At 34.1% G+C, this 22,952-nt stretch carries 15 protein-coding genes, 1 tRNA gene and 3 rRNA genes; 18 read left to right on the top strand and 1 reads right to left on the bottom strand.

Annotated features, from left to right (window positions below; genetic code table 11):
- The first annotated feature begins 5 nt into the window (after positions 1 to 5).
- From nagB to KGNDJEFE_RS09770, 17 genes are all read left to right on the top strand, one after another.
- Positions 6 to 752 (top strand): glucosamine-6-phosphate deaminase, encoded by a 747-nt coding sequence (gene nagB, locus KGNDJEFE_RS09845; protein WP_006440768.1) that lies wholly within the window; start codon positions 6 to 8, stop codon positions 750 to 752.
- Between the two features lie 226 nt (positions 753 to 978).
- On the top strand, positions 979 to 2,586 hold the full coding sequence (locus KGNDJEFE_RS09840; protein ID WP_050754679.1) for a cell wall-binding repeat-containing protein: 1,608 nt from the start codon (positions 979 to 981) through the stop codon (positions 2,584 to 2,586).
- A gap of 128 nt (positions 2,587 to 2,714) precedes the next feature.
- Positions 2,715 to 3,101, top strand: coding sequence for a cytidine deaminase (gene cdd / locus KGNDJEFE_RS09835; protein ID WP_006440770.1), 387 nt, complete (start codon positions 2,715 to 2,717; stop codon positions 3,099 to 3,101).
- Positions 3,102 to 3,209: 108 nt separating this feature from the next.
- Positions 3,210 to 3,875: a YczE/YyaS/YitT family protein gene (locus KGNDJEFE_RS09830; protein WP_040410658.1), complete on the top strand. Its 666-nt coding sequence runs from the start codon at positions 3,210 to 3,212 to the stop codon at positions 3,873 to 3,875.
- 462 nt (positions 3,876 to 4,337) lie between these two features.
- Positions 4,338 to 4,877 (top strand): helix-turn-helix domain-containing protein, encoded by a 540-nt coding sequence (locus KGNDJEFE_RS09825; protein WP_040410633.1) that lies wholly within the window; start codon positions 4,338 to 4,340, stop codon positions 4,875 to 4,877.
- 91 nt (positions 4,878 to 4,968) lie between these two features.
- Complete coding sequence (potA, locus tag KGNDJEFE_RS09820; protein ID WP_006440773.1) at positions 4,969 to 6,039, top strand: spermidine/putrescine ABC transporter ATP-binding protein; 1,071 nt, start codon at positions 4,969 to 4,971, stop codon at positions 6,037 to 6,039.
- Positions 6,026 to 6,868 (top strand): ABC transporter permease, encoded by an 843-nt coding sequence (locus KGNDJEFE_RS09815; RefSeq protein ID WP_006440774.1) that lies wholly within the window; start codon positions 6,026 to 6,028, stop codon positions 6,866 to 6,868. Before potA ends, KGNDJEFE_RS09815 begins: the two co-directional genes overlap by 14 nt.
- Before the next feature lie 119 nt (positions 6,869 to 6,987).
- The gene (locus tag KGNDJEFE_RS09810; RefSeq protein WP_334290479.1) at positions 6,988 to 7,665 is read left to right on the top strand and encodes an ABC transporter permease; all 678 of its coding nucleotides are present in this window, start codon (positions 6,988 to 6,990) and stop codon (positions 7,663 to 7,665) included.
- Positions 7,666 to 8,721 (top strand): ABC transporter substrate-binding protein, encoded by a 1,056-nt coding sequence (locus tag KGNDJEFE_RS09805; protein ID WP_006440776.1) that lies wholly within the window; start codon positions 7,666 to 7,668, stop codon positions 8,719 to 8,721.
- 154 nt (positions 8,722 to 8,875) lie between these two features.
- On the top strand, positions 8,876 to 9,757 hold the full coding sequence (locus KGNDJEFE_RS09800) for a glycoside hydrolase family 73 protein (RefSeq protein WP_169302903.1): 882 nt from the start codon (positions 8,876 to 8,878) through the stop codon (positions 9,755 to 9,757).
- Between the two features lie 178 nt (positions 9,758 to 9,935).
- Positions 9,936 to 11,633 carry an FAD-dependent oxidoreductase gene (locus KGNDJEFE_RS09795; protein ID WP_006440778.1) on the top strand — a complete coding sequence of 566 codons (1,698 nt, stop codon included), beginning with the start codon at positions 9,936 to 9,938 and terminating at the stop codon, positions 11,631 to 11,633.
- Positions 11,634 to 12,064: 431 nt separating this feature from the next.
- A 16S ribosomal RNA gene (locus tag KGNDJEFE_RS09790) occupies positions 12,065 to 13,567 on the top strand.
- A gap of 52 nt (positions 13,568 to 13,619) precedes the next feature.
- A tRNA-Ala gene (locus tag KGNDJEFE_RS09785) sits at positions 13,620 to 13,695 on the top strand.
- Positions 13,696 to 13,798: 103 nt separating this feature from the next.
- Positions 13,799 to 16,700, top strand: a 23S ribosomal RNA gene (locus KGNDJEFE_RS09780).
- 68 nt (positions 16,701 to 16,768) lie between these two features.
- Positions 16,769 to 16,885: ribosomal RNA gene (gene rrf / locus KGNDJEFE_RS09775) — 5S ribosomal RNA — on the top strand.
- Together the 16S, 23S and 5S rRNA genes with 1 tRNA gene alongside form the textbook arrangement of a ribosomal RNA operon.
- 186 nt (positions 16,886 to 17,071) lie before the next feature.
- A complete protein-coding gene (locus KGNDJEFE_RS11810; RefSeq protein WP_006440779.1) occupies positions 17,072 to 17,221 on the top strand; it encodes a hypothetical protein in 150 nt (49 codons plus the stop codon).
- On the top strand, positions 17,215 to 19,953 hold the full coding sequence (locus KGNDJEFE_RS09770) for a DEAD/DEAH box helicase family protein (RefSeq protein ID WP_006440780.1): 2,739 nt from the start codon (positions 17,215 to 17,217) through the stop codon (positions 19,951 to 19,953). Before KGNDJEFE_RS11810 ends, KGNDJEFE_RS09770 begins: the two co-directional genes overlap by 7 nt.
- A gap of 60 nt (positions 19,954 to 20,013) precedes the next feature.
- Here the strand turns inward: KGNDJEFE_RS09770 and KGNDJEFE_RS09765 are convergent, their stop codons facing one another.
- On the bottom strand, positions 20,014 to 20,730 hold the full coding sequence (locus KGNDJEFE_RS09765) for an SDR family NAD(P)-dependent oxidoreductase (RefSeq protein WP_006440781.1): 717 nt from the start codon (positions 20,728 to 20,730) through the stop codon (positions 20,014 to 20,016).
- A 168-nt stretch (positions 20,731 to 20,898) separates the two neighbouring features.
- Here KGNDJEFE_RS09765 and KGNDJEFE_RS09760 point away from each other — a divergent pair, with 168 nt between their 5' ends.
- Positions 20,899 to 22,935, top strand: a complete 2,037-nt coding sequence (locus tag KGNDJEFE_RS09760; protein ID WP_006440782.1) for a UvrD-helicase domain-containing protein — start codon at positions 20,899 to 20,901, stop codon at positions 22,933 to 22,935.
- Positions 22,936 to 22,952: the final 17 nt, after the last annotated feature.

Raw genomic sequence — 22,952 nt, 5'->3', positions numbered from 1 at the left:
TAAAAATGAAAATATTAGTATGTAAAGACTATGCTCAGATGAGTGAAAAAGCGGCTAGAATATTTGCAGCTCAGCTTATATTAAAACCTAATTCAGTATTAGGATTAGCAACAGGAAGTACTCCAGAAGGAATGTACGCATCATTAGTTGAAAAATACAATGAAGGAAAAATAGATTTCGCTGACGTAACAAGCTTCAACTTAGACGAATACTATCAGTTACCAGTTGAAAATGATCAGAGCTATGATTACTTCATGAAAAAACATCTTTTCAACCATGTAAATATAGAAAACTTCAACCTTCCAAATGGTATGGTAGAAGATGTAGAAGCTGAATGTAAAGCTTACGAAGAAAGAATAGAAGCAGCTGGTGGAATAGATATACAGGTTCTAGGAATAGGAAAAAATGGACACATAGGATTCAATGAACCAGATTCAGTATTTATAAAAAATACTCACTTAGTTGAACTTACACCATCTACAATAGAAGCAAACTCAAGATTCTTCGCTTCAGAAGAAGAAGTGCCTAAAAAAGCAGTAAGTATGGGTATAGGAACTATATTAAAATCTAAAAAAATAGTTCTTTTAGCTTCAGGAGAAGGAAAAGCAGACGCTATAGCTAAAACTGTTTACGGAGATATAGATCCAATGGTTCCAGCTACAGCATTACAGTTACACAACGATGTAATAATAATATTAGATGAAGCTGCAGCTTCTCAGTTAAAACCAGAAGATTACACTGTTGTAAAATAATAAAATTAAAAATAATAATTTATATAATTATAGAAAAGGGATGCCTACAGGTATCTCTTTTCCTTTATAGAAACGATTACTTTAAATATAAAAAAGTAGTCGTTTTTTTATTGTGATTTATAAATATTTAATGTTTTGAAAAATTATAATAGGGTAATTAAATAAAATATTGAAAAAATATGATAAAATAATTATAATCATAAAAATAAAAACGGAGGTGTCTATTATGAATATGAAAAAATATACAACAGTTGCATTAGCAGCTACTATGGCAGTTGGTACAGTTATACCAGCTTCAGCAGCATCAATAGATAAAATAGTTGGAAACAACAGATATGAAACTGCAGCAATGATAAGTAAGAGAGCTTATTCAACTGCAGAAACTGTTATACTAGTAAATGACGATGCTATACCAGACGCACTAGCAGCAACACCATATGCAAATGCACTTAAAGCACCAATATTACTTACTTCTAAAAATGCACTTACAGCAGTTACTAAAGATGAAATAGTTAGAACAGGAGCAAAAAAAGTAGTATTAATAGGTGGTGAAGCAGTTTTACCAGAAGCTCTAGTTGAAGAATTAAAAGCTGCAGGAGTTACAACTGTAGATAGAATAAAAGGTGATACTAGAGAAGAAACAGCACTAGAAATAGCTAAGGCACTAAACGACTTTAATAAATCAAATAAATTAGAAGCTATTAATAGTGTAGCAGTAGTAAATGGTACAAATGGTCTTGCTGATGCAGTATCAGTAGCAGCTATTGCAGCAGAAAAAGGTATGCCTATAATATTATCAAACCCTAAAAAAGGAATAGAAGTATCCAAAGACTTTATAAAAGACAATAAAATATCAAACTCTTATATAATAGGTGGAGATAGTGTTGTTTCAGAAGAAGTAGCAGAATCACTACCAGCAGCTATAAGAATAGAAGGTAAAAATAGAAATGATACAAATGCTAGAGTTATAGAAGAATTCTACAAAGGTAAAGAATTAAATAATATATACGTAGCTAAAGACGGAATAAAAAAATCTGGAGAATTAATAGATGCACTTTCAGTAGGTGTTCTTGCAGCTAAAAATAATGCACCAGTAGTTATAGTTGGATCAAAATTATCAGATAGTCAAAAGAGCCTATTCAAAAATAAAGTTATAAAAACTATAACTCAGGTTGGAGGAAATGGTAATGAGGATGCTGTAGAAGAAATAAAGGCAACTCAGACTAATATAAACTATGAAGTAAACAATAAAGACGACCTAAATACAGTATTAGCCAATGCAAATGCAGGAGATACAATAACATTAAAAACAAATGCAGATACTTCAGATGATTTTACTATATCAACTGATAAAGCTATAAATATAAAAATAAATGGAACTTTCAATGGAAAAGTTACTTTAGATTCAGCTGAAGCAAATGTAGAAATAGCTGGTGGATCTATAAAAGGATTAGAAATAAAGAGAGCAGCTTCTCTAACTGTTGTAGGTGGTGTAAAAGTAGAAAACTTATTATTAGATGCAAACTCTGAATCTATATCTGTTATAAACAAAGGAACAATGACAAATCTAGATGTAGATGCATCAAAAGCTAGTATAAAAAATGAAGGAACTACAACAAGTGTAAAAATAAATGGTACTAGTGTTACTTTAGAAAACACTGGATCAATAAAGACTGTAGAAGTTAATGGAACTGGTGCGACTATAAAGAACAGTGCTAAAATAGAAGATAAAATAACTGGAACAGCTACAGATGTAAAATTTGAAGGAGATAAAACTGAAGCTGAAAAAGCAGAAGATAAAAAAGAAGAAAATCAAGCAACAGAAACAAAATAAAACAGAATAAAATTTAAGCCGGGTAATTTTGCCTGGCTTTTTATATATAAAATAATAAATAAATTTTAGGTATAAATAAGGTATCTGTTGTATAATATAAAAAATAACTTAAGAAAAGAGGAAATGATATGAAAATAGTAGATAAAGCATTTGAAGCTATGCAGAATGCATATGCACCGTATTCAAAATATAAAGTAGGTGCATGTGTAGAAACAATAGATGGGAAATATTTCTTAGGAGCAAATATAGAAAACGCATCTTATGGACTTACTAACTGTGCTGAGAGAAGTGCAATATTTGCAGCATATTCTAATGGATATAGAAAAAAACATATAAAAGCAATAGCTATAGTATCTAATGGAGAAAAACTTGTTACTCCTTGTGGGGCTTGTAGACAGGTACTTTCAGAGCTTATAGAGAAGGACGTAGATATAATACTATCTAATGGAGAAAAAACATTAATAACAAATATAGAGGATTTAATGCCACTAGCTTTTGGAGCTGATAACTTATAAAATTGTATAAATCTTAACAAAAAGAGTAGAAACCCTTGAAATTTCAACAATTTTTTTGTATTATATAGGCAAAGGATGAAATTTGTAAAATGGATGGTGTATAATGCTATGTTTAAGACAATCGGATCAAAAGTTGCTAAATTAGTAATCGGACTTTTTATATGCTCAATAGGTATAGTTATGACAATCAATGCAAATTTAGGCATGCAGCCTTGGGATGTTCTTCATCAAGGGTTATCTAACAAGCTAGGTATAACTATAGGAACAGCCACTATAATTGTAGCATCTCTTACAATGATTGCCGATTTTATATTCGGTGACAATATAGGCTGGGGAACAGTTGCTAATATGGTTTTAGTTGGCTTATTTATGGATATGATAATATATTCAGGATATATACCAACAGCTGGCAGTCTTGTATCTGGATTAGCACTTCTTATAGGTGGTTTAATAGTCTTATCATTTGGCATGGTTCTTTATATGGATAGCGGTTTAGGAAGTGGACCGAGAGATGGACTTATGGTTTGCCTACAGAAAAAAACAGGAAAATCAGCAAATGTAGTTAAGGTTACTATGGATATATCTGCTCTTGCTATAGGTATACTACTTGGAGGAAAAGTAGGAATAGGAACAATAATAAGTGCATTTGGTTTAGGACTAGCTATAAAGGTAGTATTTAAGGCTTGTAGATTTGATGGAACAAAGGTAGAAAATAGATATATAATAGACGATATAAGATATGTAAAAAGAGTATCAGAGCATTTTATAAAATAGTCTATTGATTTGAGAAATTTTAAAATTATTGAACCTCTTAAAAATATAAGGGGTTCTTTTTTTATGCAAATTTAATATTTATTTAATCAAACTTATAAGCTCTGAATGTGTTGAAATTTAAAAGGAAAAAAAGTTTTATATGATGATAATCATATGAATGAGAATAGATTTTTAAGAATATGTAAAATTTAGTGCTGTAACGATGTTAAAAAATATAGGTGTTTTTTTAAAAATAAATATACTAATACTAAACTTTAAAAATATTAATATTGACTAATGCTTTTGGCATAGCATTGAATCCATTGAAAAAAGCTAGTTATAAAAATAGAACAAATTGTGACAAAAAATAAAATAAGCCTTGAAAAAAATAAACTTTTTGTTTATAATATCTAATTGTTGTAGTTTAGAAACGATAAACTTAGAGTTTAGTAAAAATTTATATATAGACAGGGGTAAATGAAAATGGAAATAGGTAAAAAGATTAAAAGACTTAGAATAGAAAAGCAGCTCACCCAAGAAGAGTTAGCTAATAGATGCGAGCTTTCAAAGGGATTTATATCTCAGCTTGAAAATGATTTAACATCACCATCTATAGCTACTTTAATAGATATATTAGAAATACTTGGGACGAACTTAAAAGAATTCTTTAACGATACAGAGAGCGAAAAGATAGTATTCGTTAAAGATGATATGTTTGAAACAGAGGATGAAGAATTAAAATACGAATTCAAATGGCTAGTTCCAAACTCGCAGAAAAATGAGATGGAGCCAGTAATAGTTACAATCCAACCTGGAGGTCAGTACAAAGAAGAAAAACCTCATGAAGGAGAAGAATTTGGATATGTACTAGCAGGATCAGTATTCCTTCATTTAGGAGAGAAAAAGCTAAAGGTTAGAAAAGGAGAAAGTTTCTACTTTAAACCTAGAGCTAAACACTTCCTATCAAATGAAGGTAAGACAGTAGCCAAAGTACTTTGGGTAAGTACACCACCTACTTTCTAAATATTTGAAAGTAGTGCAATTATAATTTTTAATAAATATTATTTTGTGATTAATATGTTTGATTTAATTTTGAGGAGAGAGGTGTTATACTTTGACAGAAAACATAATAGAATTAAGAGGAATACATAAAGTATATGGTGGAGATAACGTAGTATTAGATAAATTTAATCTTGATATAAAGAAAAACGAGTTTTTAACATTATTAGGACCATCAGGATGTGGTAAAACAACACTATTAAAAATAATAGCTGGTTTTGAACAGGCTGATGCAGGGAGTGTAATATTCGAAGGTAAGGAAATAAACGACCTACCTCCAAATGAAAGACATGTAAACACTGTTTTCCAGAAATATTCACTATTCCCACACATGAATGTTTATGAAAATGTAGCATTTGGGTTAAAGATAAAGAAAGTTCCTAAAGATGAAATAGATAAAAAGGTTAAAGAAGTTTTAAAACTTGTTGCTCTTGAAGGATTTGAAAACAGAGCAATAGATTCTTTATCTGGTGGACAGCAGCAGAGAATAGCAATAGCAAGAGCTGTTGTAAATGAGCCTAAAGTTCTTCTTCTTGACGAGCCACTTGGAGCACTTGACTTAAAATTAAGACAGGAAATGCAGGTAGAGCTTAAAAGAATACAGAAAAAATTAGGTATAACATTTATATTTGTTACACACGACCAGGAAGAAGCACTTAGTATGTCTGATACTATAGTAGTTCTAAATAAAGGAAAAATACAGCAGATGGGAAATCCAGTAGATATATACAATGAACCTAAAAATGCATTTGTTGCTAAGTTTATAGGAGAAAGTAATATATTACCAGGTGTAATGCTTGAAGACTTCAGAGTTGTATTTGCTGATAGAGAATTTGAATGTGTAGATAAAGGATTTGAAAAGAACGAAGAAATAGAAGTTGTTATAAGACCAGAAGATATAAAAATGGTTAAACCAGAAAATGGTATGATAGTAGGAAAAGTAACATCTGTAATATTTAAAGGAGTACACTACGAAATAGAATTAGAAGAAAATGGAAGAACTTGGCTACTTCACAATACTCGGTATGCAGAAGTAGGAACAGAACTAGGAATAGACATATATCCAGAGGATATACATATAATGAAAAAAGTCGAAATAGAAGCTGGTGAAGATGATGAAAATTAAGAATTCAAAATCAAAATTTGCTTATCCATACATAGTATGGAGTGCAATATTCGTAGTAATTCCATTATTCCTAGTAGTTTATTACAGTTTTACAAAAGAAGTTAACGGAGAGATAGTTTTTACTCTTGATAACTTCAAATCAGTTTTAGATCCGATATATTTATCAGTATTTTGGAGATCTATATTAATATCTGGAGGCGCTACTCTAGCATGTATATTAATAGGTTATCCAGTTGCATATATTATATCTAAAGCTCCAATAAGTAAAAGAGGAACTTTAATACTTTTATTTATACTTCCAATGTGGATGAACTTCCTACTTAGAACATATTCTTGGGCATCAATCCTAGGACAGAACGGATTATTAAGTAGCTTTTTAGGATTATTTGGTATAGAGTATCGTTCTATTTTATATACTCCATTTGCAGTGTTATTAGGTATGGTTTATAACTTCTTACCATTTATGGTATTACCTATATACACTTCATTATCAAAAATGGATCACGATTTAATAGATGCAGCTCACGATTTAGGAGCTAACAATTTTACAGTATTTAGAAAAATAATATTCCCACTTAGCTTACCAGGAGTTTTCTCTGGTATAACAATGGTGTTCATGCCATCAATAACATCATTCGCTATATCAAGACTTCTTGGTGGAGGAAAAACAATGCTAATCGGGGATTTAATAGAACAGCAGTTTACAGTTGTAGGGGATTGGAACTTTGGTTCTGCAATATCAATATTCTTAATGATAGTAATATTAATTTCAATGAGTATAATGTCTAAGATGGACGATGGAAGCGGAGAAGGGGGTATGGTTATATAATGAACAAAAACAAAAAGAAGATAAAAATAGTTTCAGATATATATATGTTTTTAGTTTTCTTATTCCTATATATACCAATATTCGCCCTAATAGTATTCTCTTTCAGTGATTCTAGATCTATGGGACATATAGGAGCATTCACAACTAAATGGTATGTGAGATTATTCCAAAATGAAGCTATAATGACAGCACTTTATTATACAGTTACTATAGCTATAATTTCTTCAGTAATAGCTACAATAGTAGGTACTTTAAGTGCAATAGGTATAAATAAGATGAGACCTAGAAACAAAGCTATAATGATGAATGTAAACAACCTACCAATATTAAATACAGAGATAGTAACAGGGGTAGCTCTTATGAGTTTATTTGTATTTTTACAGGTAGATTTTGGATATATGACAATGCTTATAGCGCATATAATGTTCTGTATTCCTTATGTAATACTTTCAGTGCTTCCAAAATTAAGACAGATGCCTGAAAATATAGAGAATGCAGCATTAGATTTAGGTGCAACACCATTTTATGCATTAAGAAAGGTTATACTACCTCAGATAAAACCTGGTATAGTATCAGGATTTTTAATGGCATTCACTATGTCTATAGATGATTTCATAATAAGTTTCTTCAACTCTGGAAATGGGGTTACAAACTTATCTATAGAAATTTACTCTATGGCTAGAAGAGGAATAAAACCAGAAATAAATGCGCTTTCAACTTTAATGTTTATAACAGTTCTTATACTGTTAATACTTTCTAATAAGAAACAGTCTTTAGAAGAAAGGGGAAGAAGGTAGATGAAAATAGCTAAAAAAATATTGTCACTTGTTTTAATTGCTTGTATGACAGTGCTTCCTCTAACTGGGTGTAGAAAATCAGCAGACTCATCAAAGGTTTTAAATGTTTACAACGTTGGTGATTATATCGATGAAAGTTTAATAGATGAGTTTGAAAAACAGACAGGGATACAGGTGCAGTATTCTACTTATGATACAAATGAGATGATGTATCAGAAAGTAAAGAGTGGAAGTACTAAGTACGATATTGTAGTTCCTTCTGATTATATGGTTGCAAAGATGAGAAAGGAAGGTCTACTTGAAAAGCTAGATTTTAATAATATTCCTAATATAAAAAATATAGATAAGAAGTTTTTAGGTTCTGAATACGATCCTAAAAATGAGTACAGTGTTCCTTATATGTGGGGTACTTTAGGTCTTGCATACAATTCAAAGTATGTCGATGAAAAGGACTTAGGGTCTTGGGATATTTTATGGAATCCTAAATATAAAGGAAAGATATTAATATTTGACTCTGTTAGAGATACAATGGGTGCAGCTTTATTTAAGTTAGGGTATAGTATGAATACTACAAATCCAAAGGAAATAAATGAAGCTAAGGAGCTATTAGTTAAACAGAAAGAATACGCTTTAGCTTATGTAAATGATGAGGTTAAAGATAGAATGGTTGGAGAAGATGGATATATAGGAATGATATATTCAGGGGATTTCCCTCTTATGCAGGAAGAAAATCCAGATTTAAAATTCTTCAATCCAGAAGAAGGAACTAATAGATGGGTAGATGCAATGTGCATACCTACTACTTGTGAGAATAAAAAAGAAGCAGAAATGTTTATAAACTTTATGCTTGATCCAGAAATTGCTAAGATAAATACAGAGTATATAGGATATTCTACTCCTAATAAGGCTTGTTTCGACCTTTTAGATAAGGAGATAACTAGCAATAAAGGAGCTTATCCTGATGATGAGTATTTAAGTAAGTGCGAGACATTTACAGATATAGGTAAAGATATAAAACTATATGATAAGGCTTGGATAGAGCTAAAATCAAGATAATTAATTATAATTGAGAGTTGTTACAGGTATTGTAGCAGCTCTTTTTTATTTTGATGATTGTAAAATGTTCGTGAGATAGCGCATTTTTATTTTTATTTGGGAGGAGTTGTATTGTATAATAAAAAATATAGTAAAAAATTGTGAGGAAATGCATATGGATGAAAATAATATAGATAGCAAGAGATTAGATGATATGAGAAAAAGTGTGCAAGGAAAGATTAAGGAGAGAGAGGATGATAGAAATTTAGGTGTTAAGCCTAAAAAGGTTAATTCATCTAAAAAGGTAAAGAGTGAGCTTAATGCGACAAAAGGAAAAAGTAGCCAAAGTAGGGCTAAGAAAAGTGGTACTGGAGGTAATTCTAAGAAAGTAGCTGGTTCTACAAAAGGAGGAAGTAGTAAATCTAAAAATTCAAAGAAACCAACTAGTAATAAAAGTAAGAAAGCTAAGAAAAAGACTAGGAATATTTCTATTATATTAGTGGTTTTAACTATTTTGATATTTGCTATATATTCTACATTTGGAAGAGGTTATATAGAGGATATGCAGAGAGAGGATTTTATTGAAATGGTAGAGCCTATAGCGGTAGATGTTTATGAAAAGTATGGAATTTATCCTTCTGTGACTATTTCGCGGGCTGCTATTGAATCAAACTGGGGTAAGTCGGAACTTTCTAAGGAGTATTTTAATTTATTTGGGATAAAGGCTGATAAGTCTTGGAATGGAAGAAGTGTCAATATGAATACTAAAGAAGGGTACAATGATACAGAAAATGCTGCTTTTAGGAGATATAGGTCTTATAAGGAGTCTATATATGATTATGGAAAGTTTTTAAGTGAAAATAAAAGGTATGAAAAAGCGGGATTATTTAAGGCTAAGGATGGAAAAGCTCAGGCTCAGGTTTTAGAGGATGCAGGATATGCTACAAAGGAAAACTCTAAAGGCGAGCTTGTCTATGCGGATGTGCTTATAAATCTTATGGATAAGTATAATCTTGATAAGGTAGATGCTGAATATGACCCAAAAGTAAAGAGATAAAAGAAGACAAATACAATTACTTTATTAACCTATTTAAAGACAGTAAAGTGGTATTTTATACAACGTTATGCAACTCGTTGACTTTGAAATTTCAACGGAATATAATCTTCTATAATGTTATTAACAAAAAAATAACAAAATCATTTTAAGGTAAGTTTTACTAGGAGGGAAAAGTTTCATGGCGAAGTATAATGCAGGTACATACACTGGAAAAGGATACGGTGTAAAAGGTAAGGTTGTTGTTGAAGTAACATTTTCTGAAAGTGAAATAACAGATATTAATATTGTTAAACACAAAGAAATTTATGGACAGGCATATGGTCTTGAAAGTTCACCTTTTGAACATTGGGTTCCAAAGATAATAGAATATCAGTCTTTAGCTGTACCAATGGTTGTAGGTGCTGAAGTTGTTTGTAAAGCTATAGCTAAAGCAGTTGCATCTTGTGTTGAACAGGCAGGTGGAGATGTTGAAGAGTTAAAGAATAAAGCAGTTCCAGTTCCACCTAAAAAGGAAGATAGAACAATAGAAACTGATTTTGTAGTATTTGGATCTGGTATAGCAGGTCTTTCAGCAGCTGTAGAAGCTAAATATTGTGGAGCTGATGTAGTTCTTGTTGAAAAACAGGGAGTAATTGGTGGTTCTTCTGCAATATGTGGTGGTAAGATAATGGGTGCTGGTACAAGAACTCAGATAGAAAGAGGTATATTAGATACACCTCAGATGCAGTTTGATTTTTTAAAGAAAGCTGCGGGAACTTTCTTAGATGATGATAAGATAAATTACTTCTGCTACCATGCAGCAGAAAATATACATTGGTTAGAAGAACAGGGATTTGAAGTGCAGGATGTTGAGGCACCTCATACTTCTCAGTTACCATGGAGAATCCATAATAGTATGGGTGGCGGTGGCCAGACTATGGGATATGGTGGAGGATTTATAGTTCCACTAAATAATAAATTCCATGAGCTTGGAGGAACAACTCTTTTAAATACTTCTCTTACAGAGGTAATAGTAGAAGATGGCAGAGTAGTTGGAGCTAAAGCTACAGATACTTTAGATGGAAGTGTTGTTACTATAATGGCTAAAAAAGGTGTATTTATAGGAACAGGTGGATTTGCAGCTAATAGAGAATTAGTTGAATCAAGATATCCATGGATGAAAGGCTATTATTACAATTGCCCAGAATCAAGTCAAGGAGATGGAGCTAGAGTTGCAGAAGCAATAGGTGCTAGAAATTATAAACACCCATCTTTACAGACAATGATGTTAAATGAAAGAACTGGAGTAGGTGTAAATGAAGAGCCAAGTTTAATAGTTAGTTTAGAAGGAAAACGTTTCTGCAATGAATTCCAGTTCCACAGTTTAGTTGGTTGCGCAATGGCAAAAGCTGGTAGTGCTGGTGGATGGTATATAACTTGTGGAGAAGAAGCAGATAAATATCCTCTACTTCAGTATACTTTAGGATCAAAGGAAGCAATAAAAGCTAGTAGTATAGAAGAATTAGCAGAAAAAATAAATGTTAAACCAGAAGTTTTAAAAGCTACTGTAGATAGATATAACTATTTATGTGATATGGGATTTGATGAAGATTACGAAAAACCAGCGAGTGAAATGAGAGCTATAAGAGGAGATATATATTATGCGGTATTTTTAAGACCAGCAACTTCTATAACATTTGGAGGTCTTGAAATAGATATAGCAGCTCATGTTCTTGATAATAATAAGAAAATAATACCAGGGTTATATGCAGCAGGTGAAGTTGCTAATACTGGTAACTTCGGATATGGAGTTCCTTCTTGTGGATACAGTATAGGACATGCTCTTCATTTTGGTAGAGTAGCAGCAAGAAGTGCTTGTGGAAGAGAATTATTATAGTGTAATAGAAGATTTAATTATATATAAATTTTAAGATGATTGAGGCTAGTATGAGGAAAAATTCTTTGTACTAGCTTTTTATTTTGGAAATGTTGAAATTAGCGGCTTTGAAGTATATTTTTTAGATGATAGAAAATAAAAATATAAAAAAGTTTAAAAAAAGTATTGACGATAAAAATAAAAGATGATAATATAATACTTGTCCTTGAGAGAGGGCGAGAAAATAAAGAATAAAACGAAAGTTTTAAATGAACTTTGAAAACTGAACAGCAGATATATTTAGTTCGAACAAATAGTTCGAGCGCCATACAAACCATGCCAGATATTTTGAGATAACATCTGAGCGGATATAACAAACTGATTTTATTTTGAGCAACGGAATTTTGAGCATTAGCGAAAAAATCGTTGGCGATATAAAATTCGAAGAATTTTATTTTGAGAGTTTGATCCTGGCTCAGGATGAACGCTGGCGGCGTGCCTAACACATGCAAGTCGAGCGATTCTCTTCGGAGAAGAGCGGCGGACGGGTGAGTAACGCGTGGGTAACCTGCCCTGTACACACGGATAACATACCGAAAGGTATGCTAATACGGGATAATATATAAGAGTCGCATGACTTTTATATCAAAGATTTTTCGGTGCAGGATGGACCCGCGTCTGATTAGCTTGTTGGCGGGGTAACGGCCCACCAAGGCGACGATCAGTAGCCGACCTGAGAGGGTGATCGGCCACATTGGAACTGAGACACGGTCCAAACTCCTACGGGAGGCAGCAGTGGGGAATATTGCACAATGGGCGCAAGCCTGATGCAGCAACGCCGCGTGAGCGATGAAGGCCTTCGGGTCGTAAAGCTCTGTCCTCAAGGAAGATAATGACGGTACTTGAGGAGGAAGCCCCGGCTAACTACGTGCCAGCAGCCGCGGTAATACGTAGGGGGCTAGCGTTATCCGGATTTACTGGGCGTAAAGGGTGCGTAGGCGGTCTTTCAAGTCAGGAGTTAAAGGCTACGGCTCAACCGTAGTAAGCTCCTGATACTGTCTGACTTGAGTGCAGGAGAGGAAAGCGGAATTCCCAGTGTAGCGGTGAAATGCGTAGATATTGGGAGGAACACCAGTAGCGAAGGCGGCTTTCTGGACTGTAACTGACGCTGAGGCACGAAAGCGTGGGGAGCAAACAGGATTAGATACCCTGGTAGTCCACGCTGTAAACGATGAGTACTAGGTGTCGGAGGTTACCCCCTTCGGTGCCGCAGCTAACGCATTAAGTACTCCGCCTGGGGAGTACGCACGCAAGTGTGAAACTCAAAGGAATTGACGGGGACCCGCACAAGTAGCGGAGCATGTGGTTTAATTCGAAGCAACGCGAAGAACCTTACCTAGGCTTGACATCCTTCTGACCGAGGATTAATCTCCTCTTTCCCTCCGGGGACAGAAGTGACAGGTGGTGCATGGTTGTCGTCAGCTCGTGTCGTGAGATGTTGGGTTAAGTCCCGCAACGAGCGCAACCCTTGTCTTTAGTTGCCATCATTAAGTTGGGCACTCTAGAGAGACTGCCAGGGATAACCTGGAGGAAGGTGGGGATGACGTCAAATCATCATGCCCCTTATGCCTAGGGCTACACACGTGCTACAATGGGTGGTACAGAGGGCAGCCAAGCCGTGAGGTGGAGCAAATCCCTTAAAGCCATTCTCAGTTCGGATTGTAGGCTGAAACTCGCCTACATGAAGCTGGAGTTACTAGTAATCGCAGATCAGAATGCTGCGGTGAATGCGTTCCCGGGTCTTGTACACACCGCCCGTCACACCATGGGAGTTGGAGACACCCGAAGCCGACTATCTAACCTTTTGGGAGAAGTCGTCGAAGGTGGAATCAATAACTGGGGTGAAGTCGTAACAAGGTAGCCGTATCGGAAGGTGCGGCTGGATCACCTCCTTTCTAGGGAGAATTATCTGCTGTTCAGTTTTGAAAGTTTATACAAACTTAATATGGGGGTGTAGCTCAGTTGGGAGAGCACTTGCCTTGCAAGCAAGGGGTCAGGAGTTCGAATCTCCTCATCTCCACCATTTGTACTTTGAAAACTACATATATATTATGATATGACATCATTTATTTCCTTAATGTGATAAATAAGGACGATAACCTTATAAAAAAATATCAACTGTAACTGGTCAAGTTATTAAGGGTGCAGGGCGGATGCCTTGGCACCGGGAGCCGATGAAGGACGTGATAAGCTGCGATAAGCTATGGGGAGTTGCACGTAAACTTTGATCCATAGATTTCCGAATGAGGAAACTCACCATGAGTAATGTCATGGTATCTTCGAGTGAATACATAGCTCGTTGAGGGGAACTCGGGGAACTGAAACATCTAAGTACCCGAAGGAAGAGAAAGAAATTCGATTCCGCTAGTAGCGGCGAGCGAACGCGGAACAGCCCAAACCTAAGAAGTTCGCTTCTTAGGGGTTGCGGACATATCATCAGGAAGAGGTTATTACAGACGAAGAGTTTTGGAAAGCTCCGCCATAGAAGGTAACAGCCCTGTAGTCGAAGTGAGAAGACTTCCGATATGATCCAGAGTACCACGGGACACGTGAAACCCCGTGGGAAGCAGGAGGGACCACCCTCCAAGGCTAAATACTACCCGGTGACCGATAGCGCATAGTACCGTGAGGGAAAGGTGAAAAGAACCCCGGGAGGGGAGTGAAATAGAACCTGAAACCCTGTACTTACAAACTGTGGAAGCACATTTCTTGTGTGACCGCGTACTTTTTGTAGAACGGGCCAACGAGTTACGTTATGCAGCAAGGTTAAGTACTTCAAGTATGCAGCCGCAGCGAAAGCGAGTTTTAACTGAGCGTTTAGTTGCATGACGTAGACCCGAAACCGGGTGACCTATCCATGAGCAGGTTGAAGCGAAAGTAAAATTTCGTGGAGGACCGAACCCACGAGCGTTGAAAAGCTCGGGGATGACTTGTGGATAGCGGTGAAATTCCAATCGAACCCGGAGATAGCTGGTTCTCCCCGAAATAGCTTTAGGGCTAGCCTCAGATTCAGAGATACGGAGGTAGAGCACTGAATGTCCTAGGGGGTATTGCACCTACCGAAGACTATCAAACTCCGAATGCCGTCATCTTTTATCTGGGAGTCAGACCGTGGGTGATAAGATTCACGGTCGAGAGGGCAACAGCCCAGACCGTCGGCTAAGGTCCCCAAATGTAGGTTAAGTGGTAAAGGATGTGGGATTGCACAGACAACCAGGATGTTGGCTTAGAAGCAGCCACTCATTCAAAGAGTGCGTAATAGCTCACTGGTCGAGTGATCCTGCGCCGAAGATTTCCGGGGCTAAAACCTACTACCGAAGCCACGGCATCATTTATGATGGGTAGGGGAGCTTTCTTTACTGGGCAGAAGCATGACCGTAAGGACATGTGGACTGTAAAGAAGTGAGAATGTTGGCATGAGTAGCGAGATGTGGGTGAGAATCCCACAGGCCGTAAACCCAAGGTTTCCAGGGGAAGGTTCGTCCTCCCTGGGTTAGTCGGGACCTAAGCCGAGGCCGAAAGGCGTAGGTGATGGACAACAGGTTGAAATTCCTGTACCGCCAATAAGCGTTTGAGAAATGGGATGACACAGTAGGACAGGATGAGCGTGCTGTTGGTTATGCACGTCCAAGCACTGAGGCAGTATCCGGAGGCAAATCCACGGATATAATGCTGGGGTGTGACGGGGAGCGAAATTTAGTAGCGAAGCATCTGCATTCACACTGTCGAGAAAAGTCTCTATCGAGTTTAAAGGCGCCCGTACCGCAAACCGACACAGGTGGGTGAGGAGAGTATCCTAAGGCCAGCGAGAGAACTGTTGTTAAGGAACTCGGCAAAATGACCCCGTAACTTAGGGATAAGGGGTGCCATCGAAAGATGGCCGCAGAGAATAGGCCCAAGCGACTGTTTACCAAAAACATAGGTTTCTGCTAAGTCGCAAGACGATGTATAGGAGCTGACGCCTGCCCGGTGCTGGAAGGTTAAGGGGATCTGTTAGAGCAATCGAAGCAGTGAACTTAAGCCCCAGTAAACGGCGGCCGTAACTATAACGGTCCTAAGGTAGCGAAATTCCTTGTCGGGTAAGTTCCGACCCGCACGAAAGGCGTAACGATTTGGGCACTGTCTCAACAACAGACTCGGTGAAATTGTAATTCCGGTGAAGATGCCGGATACCTGCGACAGGACGGAAAGACCCCATGGAGCTTTACTGTAGCTTGGCATTGGGTCTTGGTACTACATGTACAGCATAGGTGGGAGGCTTTGATTCCAGGACGCCAGTTTTGGATGAGCCACCGTTGGGATACCACCCCTGTAGTACTGGGACTCTAACCAGAGGCCTTGAATCAGGTCTTGGGACACTGTCAGGCGGGCAGTTTGACTGGGGCGGTCGCCTCCCAAAAGGTAACGGAGGCGCTCAAAGGTTCTCTCAGCACGGTCGGAAATCGTGCACAGAGTGTAAAGGCATAAGAGAGCTTGATTGCAAGACATACAGGTCGAGCAAGGACGAAAGTCGGACTTAGTGATCCGGTGGTTCTGAGTGGAAGGGCCATCGCTCAACGGATAAAAGCTACCCTGGGGATAACAGGCTTATCTCCCCCAAGAGTCCACATCGACGGGGAGGTTTGGCACCTCGATGTCGGCTCATCACATCCTGGGGCTGTAGTAGGTCCCAAGGGTTGGGCTGTTCGCCCATTAAAGTGGTACGCGAGCTGGGTTCAGAACGTCGTGAGACAGTTCGGTCCCTATCCGTCGCAGGCGTAGGAAATTTGAGAGGATCTGCCCTTAGTACGAGAGGACCGGGGTGGACGTACCGCTGGTGTACCAGTTGTCTCGCCAGAGGCATGGCTGGGTAGCTATGTACGGAACGGATAAGCGCTGAAAGCATCTAAGCGCGAAGCCAGCCTTAAGATAAGATTTCCCATTCTTCGGAAGTAAGACCCCATGAAGACTACGTGGTTGATAGGTCGGAGGTGGAAGTGCAGTAATGTATGCAGCTTACCGATACTAATAGGTCGAGGACTTGACCAAGAAAATATTTGGTGATTTGATTAATATGTATGTAGTTTTCAGAGTACAATCTCTGAAAATAAAGATTATGTGGTTATTATAGAAGAGAGGATACACCTGTTCCCATTCCGAACACAGAAGTTAAGCTCTCTATCGCTGATGGTACTTGGGGCGAAGGCCCCTGGGAGAGTAGGACGTAGCCACGTAATCTTTTTTATTTTTTGAAATACTATAAATAAATATTGTATATAAATTATTAAAAAAGACTACTATTAAAAACTATTGATAGTAGTCTTTTTTTAAAATTGTATAAAAGTACTTAATTTGCAATAAGTATACAAATATGATAAACTCTAATAAAAATATTTTAAAGAAAAAGGTGATTAATATTTATGACAGAGTGTACAAAAAAATATAATTTTTCTGGGAAAGTATATGTGTCTAATTCTAACAATCCTAGAAATTTATATTTGCATCAAAGAGAAGCAATAGAAACATTGAAGAAAATGGGAAAAAAGAAAAATTTAGCTCATTATTGGTAATTCCAACTGGAGGAGGAAAGACATTTACAGCTGTATATTGGGCGTTAAAAGAAATTATAAATAATAATCAAAAGATACTATGGTTAGCTCATAGGCATGAACTTCTTAATCAGACTTTAAAAACAGCTATAAATACTTCATATAAGGATATTTTACCAAATAGAGAAAATTTTTCTTATAGAATAATATCAGGTTCTAATGAACACGATATTCCCGTAAATATAGATAAAGATGATGATTTTATAATCGCTAGTAAAGATAGTTTGAATCATAACTTAGAATATCTAGAAAATTGGCTAGTTAACAATAAAGATAATGTATGCCTAGTTATAGACGAAGCGCATCATGCAACAGCTAAAACATATAGACGTATAATTGATTTATTAAAATCTACATGTAAAAATAAATTTAAAATATTAGGCCTTACAGCTACACCAATGAGAACAAATCAAAAGGAAGAAGGACTATTAGGTAAAATATTTACTGATGGAATATGTTACAGTGTAGATTTAAAAACATTGATAAATAATAGTATATTATCAACACCAGAATTTATAGAATTAGAAACAAAATACAAGGTGGATAGAGAACTTACAAGCTATGAATTACAAGCTGTTAAAAATTTTAAAAATATACCAGATGATATAGCGTCAGACATAGCTTTAAATAAAGAAAGAAATAATTATATAGTTAATCATTATATAAATAATAAAGAAAAATATGGTAAATGTCTTGTATTTGCTCTTAATGTAAATCATGCGATAACTCTTAGTGCACTTTTTAATCAAAAGGGAATAAAAAGTGACTATGTTGTTTCTAGTATAAAAGATGCATATACAGGTGTAACTATAAGTAATCAGGAAAATGAAATAAAAATATCTAACTTTAGAAATGGCAAACTAGATGTTTTAATTAATGTAAATATATTAACTGAGGGCACTGATATACCAGATGTTGAAACAGTATTTTTAACAAGACCAACTACATCATCAATACTTATGAATCAGATGATAGGAAGAGGGCTTAGAGGTAAAAGTGCTGGCGGTACAGAAAAAGCATATATTGTAAGTTTTATAGATGATTGGAAAGATAGGATAAACTGGATAAGTCCTAAAAACTTAATTATTGGAAATGAATTTGAAGATAGTAAAAAAGAAACGAAAAAATTATGTACTAGAACAGTTTCTATAAAAATGATAGAAGAATTTGCAAAATTTATGGATTCTTCTATTGAGAATAAATGGAAAGAAAAAAACTATATGTCATTAGTACCAGTTGGATCTTACACATTTAATATATTTGATGAAGAAAATGAAATGGATAAAATTTGTGAAGTATTAGTATTTGAACATTTAAAAGATCCATATGAGCAACTTATTGAAAATATGGAATATATATTTAAAAATAATGGAATACTAGATGAAAAAGTATCAGATAAAGAGTTTAATTCACTTTATAACTATATTGAAAAAGAAATATTCGATGGATATGATTTAGAAATTGGATTTAATGAAGAGGATATAAAGGATTTACTATTCTATTATAATTTAACAGGAGAAAAACCAGTATATGTTCCTTTTGAAGGAAGAGATGATTTTAATATAGGAAAATTAGCATCTGAAATAGTAAATAATGAATTTAATAGGATTCAAGAGTTTAACTATATAAATAAAAAATGGGAAGATGAAAAATTAGGATGGAAAATCTATTTTAATAACGATATATCTTTATTTAAATCCGAAATAGATAGAGAAATAAGAAATATGCTTTTAAATAAAGATGCATCTAAGCCTGAGGTAAAAGCAAATCCTATTGATTATGAAAAAATGCCGTTGTATAAAATAAAAGAATTAGATATAAAAGAGTGGAGAAGAATTACGGACGCAGTTTACGAAAAATTTAAAAATAAAAATGGTGAATATGAAAGTGCAAGTGGAACATATTCTAGTAAGAATAAAAGATATTTCCAGATAGATCATATAGTACCTCTATCAAAAGGTGGAAAAACTGTTGTAGAAAACTTACAGCTTCTTACAAGATGGGAAAATGCTCAAAAAGGAGATAGCCTAGAATATGAATTTAAACCAATGTATGAGATTGAGGAGCTAGATTTAGAAACTCAACTAGAAGCAGCATTTGATTTATATGTTAATTATGACTATGACAGTGCTTTGGAAATAATAGATAGAGCTTTAGATGAAGATGAAAATTGTATATCGGCATTAAACTTAAAAGCAAAAGTAAATCTTGACATTGGTAAGTATCATATGGCAAAGATATTATGCAATAAAGTTTTAAAAATAGATCCAAATAACATTAATGCATTACACACAAAGGCACATACTTACAAAGGAGAAGAAAAATTTGAAAAGGCTATAGATATATATACATATATTTTAGAAAATATAGAGGTATCAAAATATACTAATATGTATATAGGAGAATGTTACTATAGACTAAAAAAATATAATCTTGCTTTGGAAGAATTTGAAAAGGCTTTAGAATTTAATAAAGATGATTACAAATTACTTGCTGCTTTAGGGTGGATGTATGCAATGAAAAGAAAATATAATAAATCAATTGAATACTATAAAAAAGCATTAGAAATTAATCCTGAATCTGGTCATATAGCTTATAAAATAGCAGAGAATTATACAAAACTAGAAGAATTTGAAAAAGCAAAAAAATATTACAAAGAAAGTCAAAGGTTATTTGACAAAGAAGAGTATTAAAAATAATAGTAAAGACCTTTTAGTAAAAAACTAGAAGGTCTTTTATTATATAAAAATACACTAAAAATAAATCATTCTTTTAGTCATACCACCATCAACAACAATATTTGCACCATTAATAAAATCGCTCTTTTCATCAACAAGAAAAGCACACACATTAAAAATATCATCGGGCTTTCCAACCCTTCCAGAAGGATGCTGAGAATGATCTAACTCTGATAAAGAATCATAATCCTCAGTTTCTATCCAGCCAGGACTTATACAGTTTACAGTTATATCACTCCCAGATAGAGAAACACAAAGTGTATTTGTAAGGGATACTATTCCACCCTTTGAAGCACCATAAGCTTCCCAATCAGCCTCATTTTGATTATATCTAGTAGATGCTATATTGATTATCCTGCCAAAATTAAGCCCCTTATTCGCTAAAATAAATTCCTTGCAGCATATAAAAGCACCTCTTAAATTGGTATTTAAAACAGCATCAAACTCATCAACAGAAATATCATAAATAGATTTATTAAACTTGCTAATAGCACCATTATTGACAAGTATATGAATTGGACCAAACTTACCTACTATTTCATTAAAGCAAGACTTTATCTCATCTTCAGATGATAGATTTACATTATAAGTATGTATATTTTTTCTATCAAAATTATAATCATTAACATCAAGACTAAGGACATTATAACCTAAATCGGCAAACCCATAGCATAATGCCTTTCCAATTCCACCAGACCCACCAGTAATTACTATATTTTTCAAATCAATCACCTCCAATATTATATTATCAGAAAAAAATTAAAAAGAATATTAATAAAATTATAAAAAACCTCTAATGAATTTTATTTAATAACAAACAATATACAACTTTAAACTTACACTAAAAAATGATATAATAAGAATATCAAGAACTAATGTTCTACAAAAAAGGAGAAGATTATGGCAGAGATAACAACTAAACAAACAAACCTAAAAAAAGTATCTGAAAAATACAATGAACTGATCAAACAAAAATCAGGTAAGTGTTCTAAGATACTTTTTCTTGTTTCAGATGGAAAACTAATCGAAAAAATAAAAAGCAGTATAAATATAAATTCATACATAGAAGAACCACAAATATTGACATATATATCATTCATAATGAAAGAACTAGAAAAATACTGGACACTGATATCTAAAGAATTAAAAAGTGTAAAAGGTGTACCAAATAATATACCATACTCATTGCCAGAATACATAATAACTGAAATGGTTGAAAACTTTAGATATAAATATGGATACTTTGAAGATATAACAGGAACATCAGAAAACATATCAAAATCCATATACTCGAACTTAAGATCAGCAGCATATATGAATACAGACATATACTCTACTGGAGAAAAAATATATTATACAAAGAAAAATAAGGATAATTTAGAAAGATTTTCCTACACTCAAAACGATGAAATTATAAAAGAATATACAGACAAACTTATAGAAAAATCTGCAATAGATTTACCGATGGCAATATACTTATACACAGAAAAGCTCCTTAAAAAAGAGGAATACCAAAAAAGTTTATCTAAAAGATATGACTATTTAATAATAGATTCAATAGAAAAGACTTCAAATGCAGAATTAGAGCTAGTAAAAGTATTTGAAAAAATGGGTAAAGAAACTTTTGTATACGGTAATATAAGTGGCGATATTACATCAATATACAATTTTGACTTAGACAATATAGTAGAGCACTATTCAAAGGAAGATGAATTAGCTTCTAACAAATTAGAAAATAAAAATCTAGCAAACCACCAAAGATACGGAGCTAAATACAAGGATTTGATACCATTTTCAAATAGGATAAAAGAATGTTACCAATCTCAACTGTATAATGAAATGATAGAGGATATACTATACAAATCTGAAGAAATAGCTAAGGATTCTAAAAAAATAGGAAAAACAGCTATAATAATTCCTCCAGGTTCTGGAATATTACTTCATAGAATAATAGACGCACTTCAGAAAAGGGGGATAAAATACTTTAGCACTATTACAGACCATAAAATATCTCAGTATAGATATGCAAACCTGTTGATAATTATTGCTGCATTATATGCAGGAAATTCGGAAATGGAATTTTCAACAGAGGAATATATACAAATGATTTCCTTAATTTTGGGGATAAATAAAATCAAGGCAAATAAAATATTTAGAGAAAATGAAACACTACTAAAGTCTACAATACTTGAAAATAGCGAGCTTGACAAGATTTATGCTGAGAGAAGAGAAATAACATTTGATAATTTCCTGGGAAATATAGAAAATGAAAACAGCGAAATAGATATAAAAGATATAAACAATTCTGTGGAAAATGTACATAACTTAGACCGGATAATAGAAAAAATCTACATTGGTAGAAAGAAAAATCTAAAAAGAAGTGAATTTATGAGAAGATTTTACACAGAGGTACTTATAACATTAGAAGATGGTATAGAAAATATAGAAATATGTAAAAAGGTAATAACAGAATGTGAAAAATTAGAAGAAGCTGCAGAATGTGGAGTGATAAAAGATTTTGAAATAGATAAAATCTTAAAAACATATTCTAAAGATTACATAGGATTTAGAGAATTGAAAAACAGTGAAGGAAATGACAAGTTAATGATAACAACTCCTTTCTATTATATAAATTCTCTATCAGAAAGAGGAATACAACTTTGGGCTGATTGTGGAAATAATATGTGGAATCCTAAGATTGCAAAAGAAATAAACAACTCTATTGTTCTTAGAAAATCATATGAGGAAAAACAGATATTTACAGACTTAGACGAAGAAAAGTTAAAAAAATACTATATGAATAATCTACTGTATTCACTACTAGATTCAGCTGAAGAGGTATATGCATTTAAGAGTGATTATTCTTTAAATGGCTATTTATCAGAAAGTATGATGTACACAAGTATAATAAACTTAATGGATAGAGAAGAAATTTAATATACAAGCGAGGTAAA

The sequence above is a fragment of the Peptacetobacter hiranonis genome (genome assembly GCF_008151785.1).
GTDB lineage: Bacteria > Bacillota > Clostridia > Peptostreptococcales > Peptostreptococcaceae > Peptacetobacter > Peptacetobacter hiranonis.
This window is presented reverse-complemented; position numbering and strand designations above follow the sequence as displayed.

Excerpts from the sequence above, each read along its gene's own strand:
- nagB (WP_006440768.1), top strand. The coding sequence starts at position 6 with ATGAAAATATTAGTATGTAAAGACTATGCTCAGATGAGTGAAAAAGCG.
- KGNDJEFE_RS09840 (WP_050754679.1), top strand. The coding sequence starts at position 979 with ATGAATATGAAAAAATATACAACAGTTGCATTAGCAGCTACTATGGCA.
- cdd (WP_006440770.1), top strand. The coding sequence starts at position 2,715 with ATGAAAATAGTAGATAAAGCATTTGAAGCTATGCAGAATGCATATGCA.
- KGNDJEFE_RS09830 (WP_040410658.1), top strand. The coding sequence starts at position 3,210 with ATGTTTAAGACAATCGGATCAAAAGTTGCTAAATTAGTAATCGGACTT.
- KGNDJEFE_RS09825 (WP_040410633.1), top strand. The coding sequence starts at position 4,338 with ATGGAAATAGGTAAAAAGATTAAAAGACTTAGAATAGAAAAGCAGCTC.
- KGNDJEFE_RS09815 (WP_006440774.1), top strand. The coding sequence starts at position 6,026 with ATGATGAAAATTAAGAATTCAAAATCAAAATTTGCTTATCCATACATA.
- KGNDJEFE_RS09810 (WP_334290479.1), top strand. The coding sequence starts at position 6,988 with ATGGGACATATAGGAGCATTCACAACTAAATGGTATGTGAGATTATTC.
- KGNDJEFE_RS09805 (WP_006440776.1), top strand. The coding sequence starts at position 7,666 with ATGAAAATAGCTAAAAAAATATTGTCACTTGTTTTAATTGCTTGTATG.
- KGNDJEFE_RS09800 (WP_169302903.1), top strand. The coding sequence starts at position 8,876 with ATGGATGAAAATAATATAGATAGCAAGAGATTAGATGATATGAGAAAA.
- KGNDJEFE_RS09795 (WP_006440778.1), top strand. The coding sequence starts at position 9,936 with ATGGCGAAGTATAATGCAGGTACATACACTGGAAAAGGATACGGTGTA.
- KGNDJEFE_RS11810 (WP_006440779.1), top strand. The coding sequence starts at position 17,072 with ATGACAGAGTGTACAAAAAAATATAATTTTTCTGGGAAAGTATATGTG.
- KGNDJEFE_RS09760 (WP_006440782.1), top strand. The coding sequence starts at position 20,899 with ATGGCAGAGATAACAACTAAACAAACAAACCTAAAAAAAGTATCTGAA.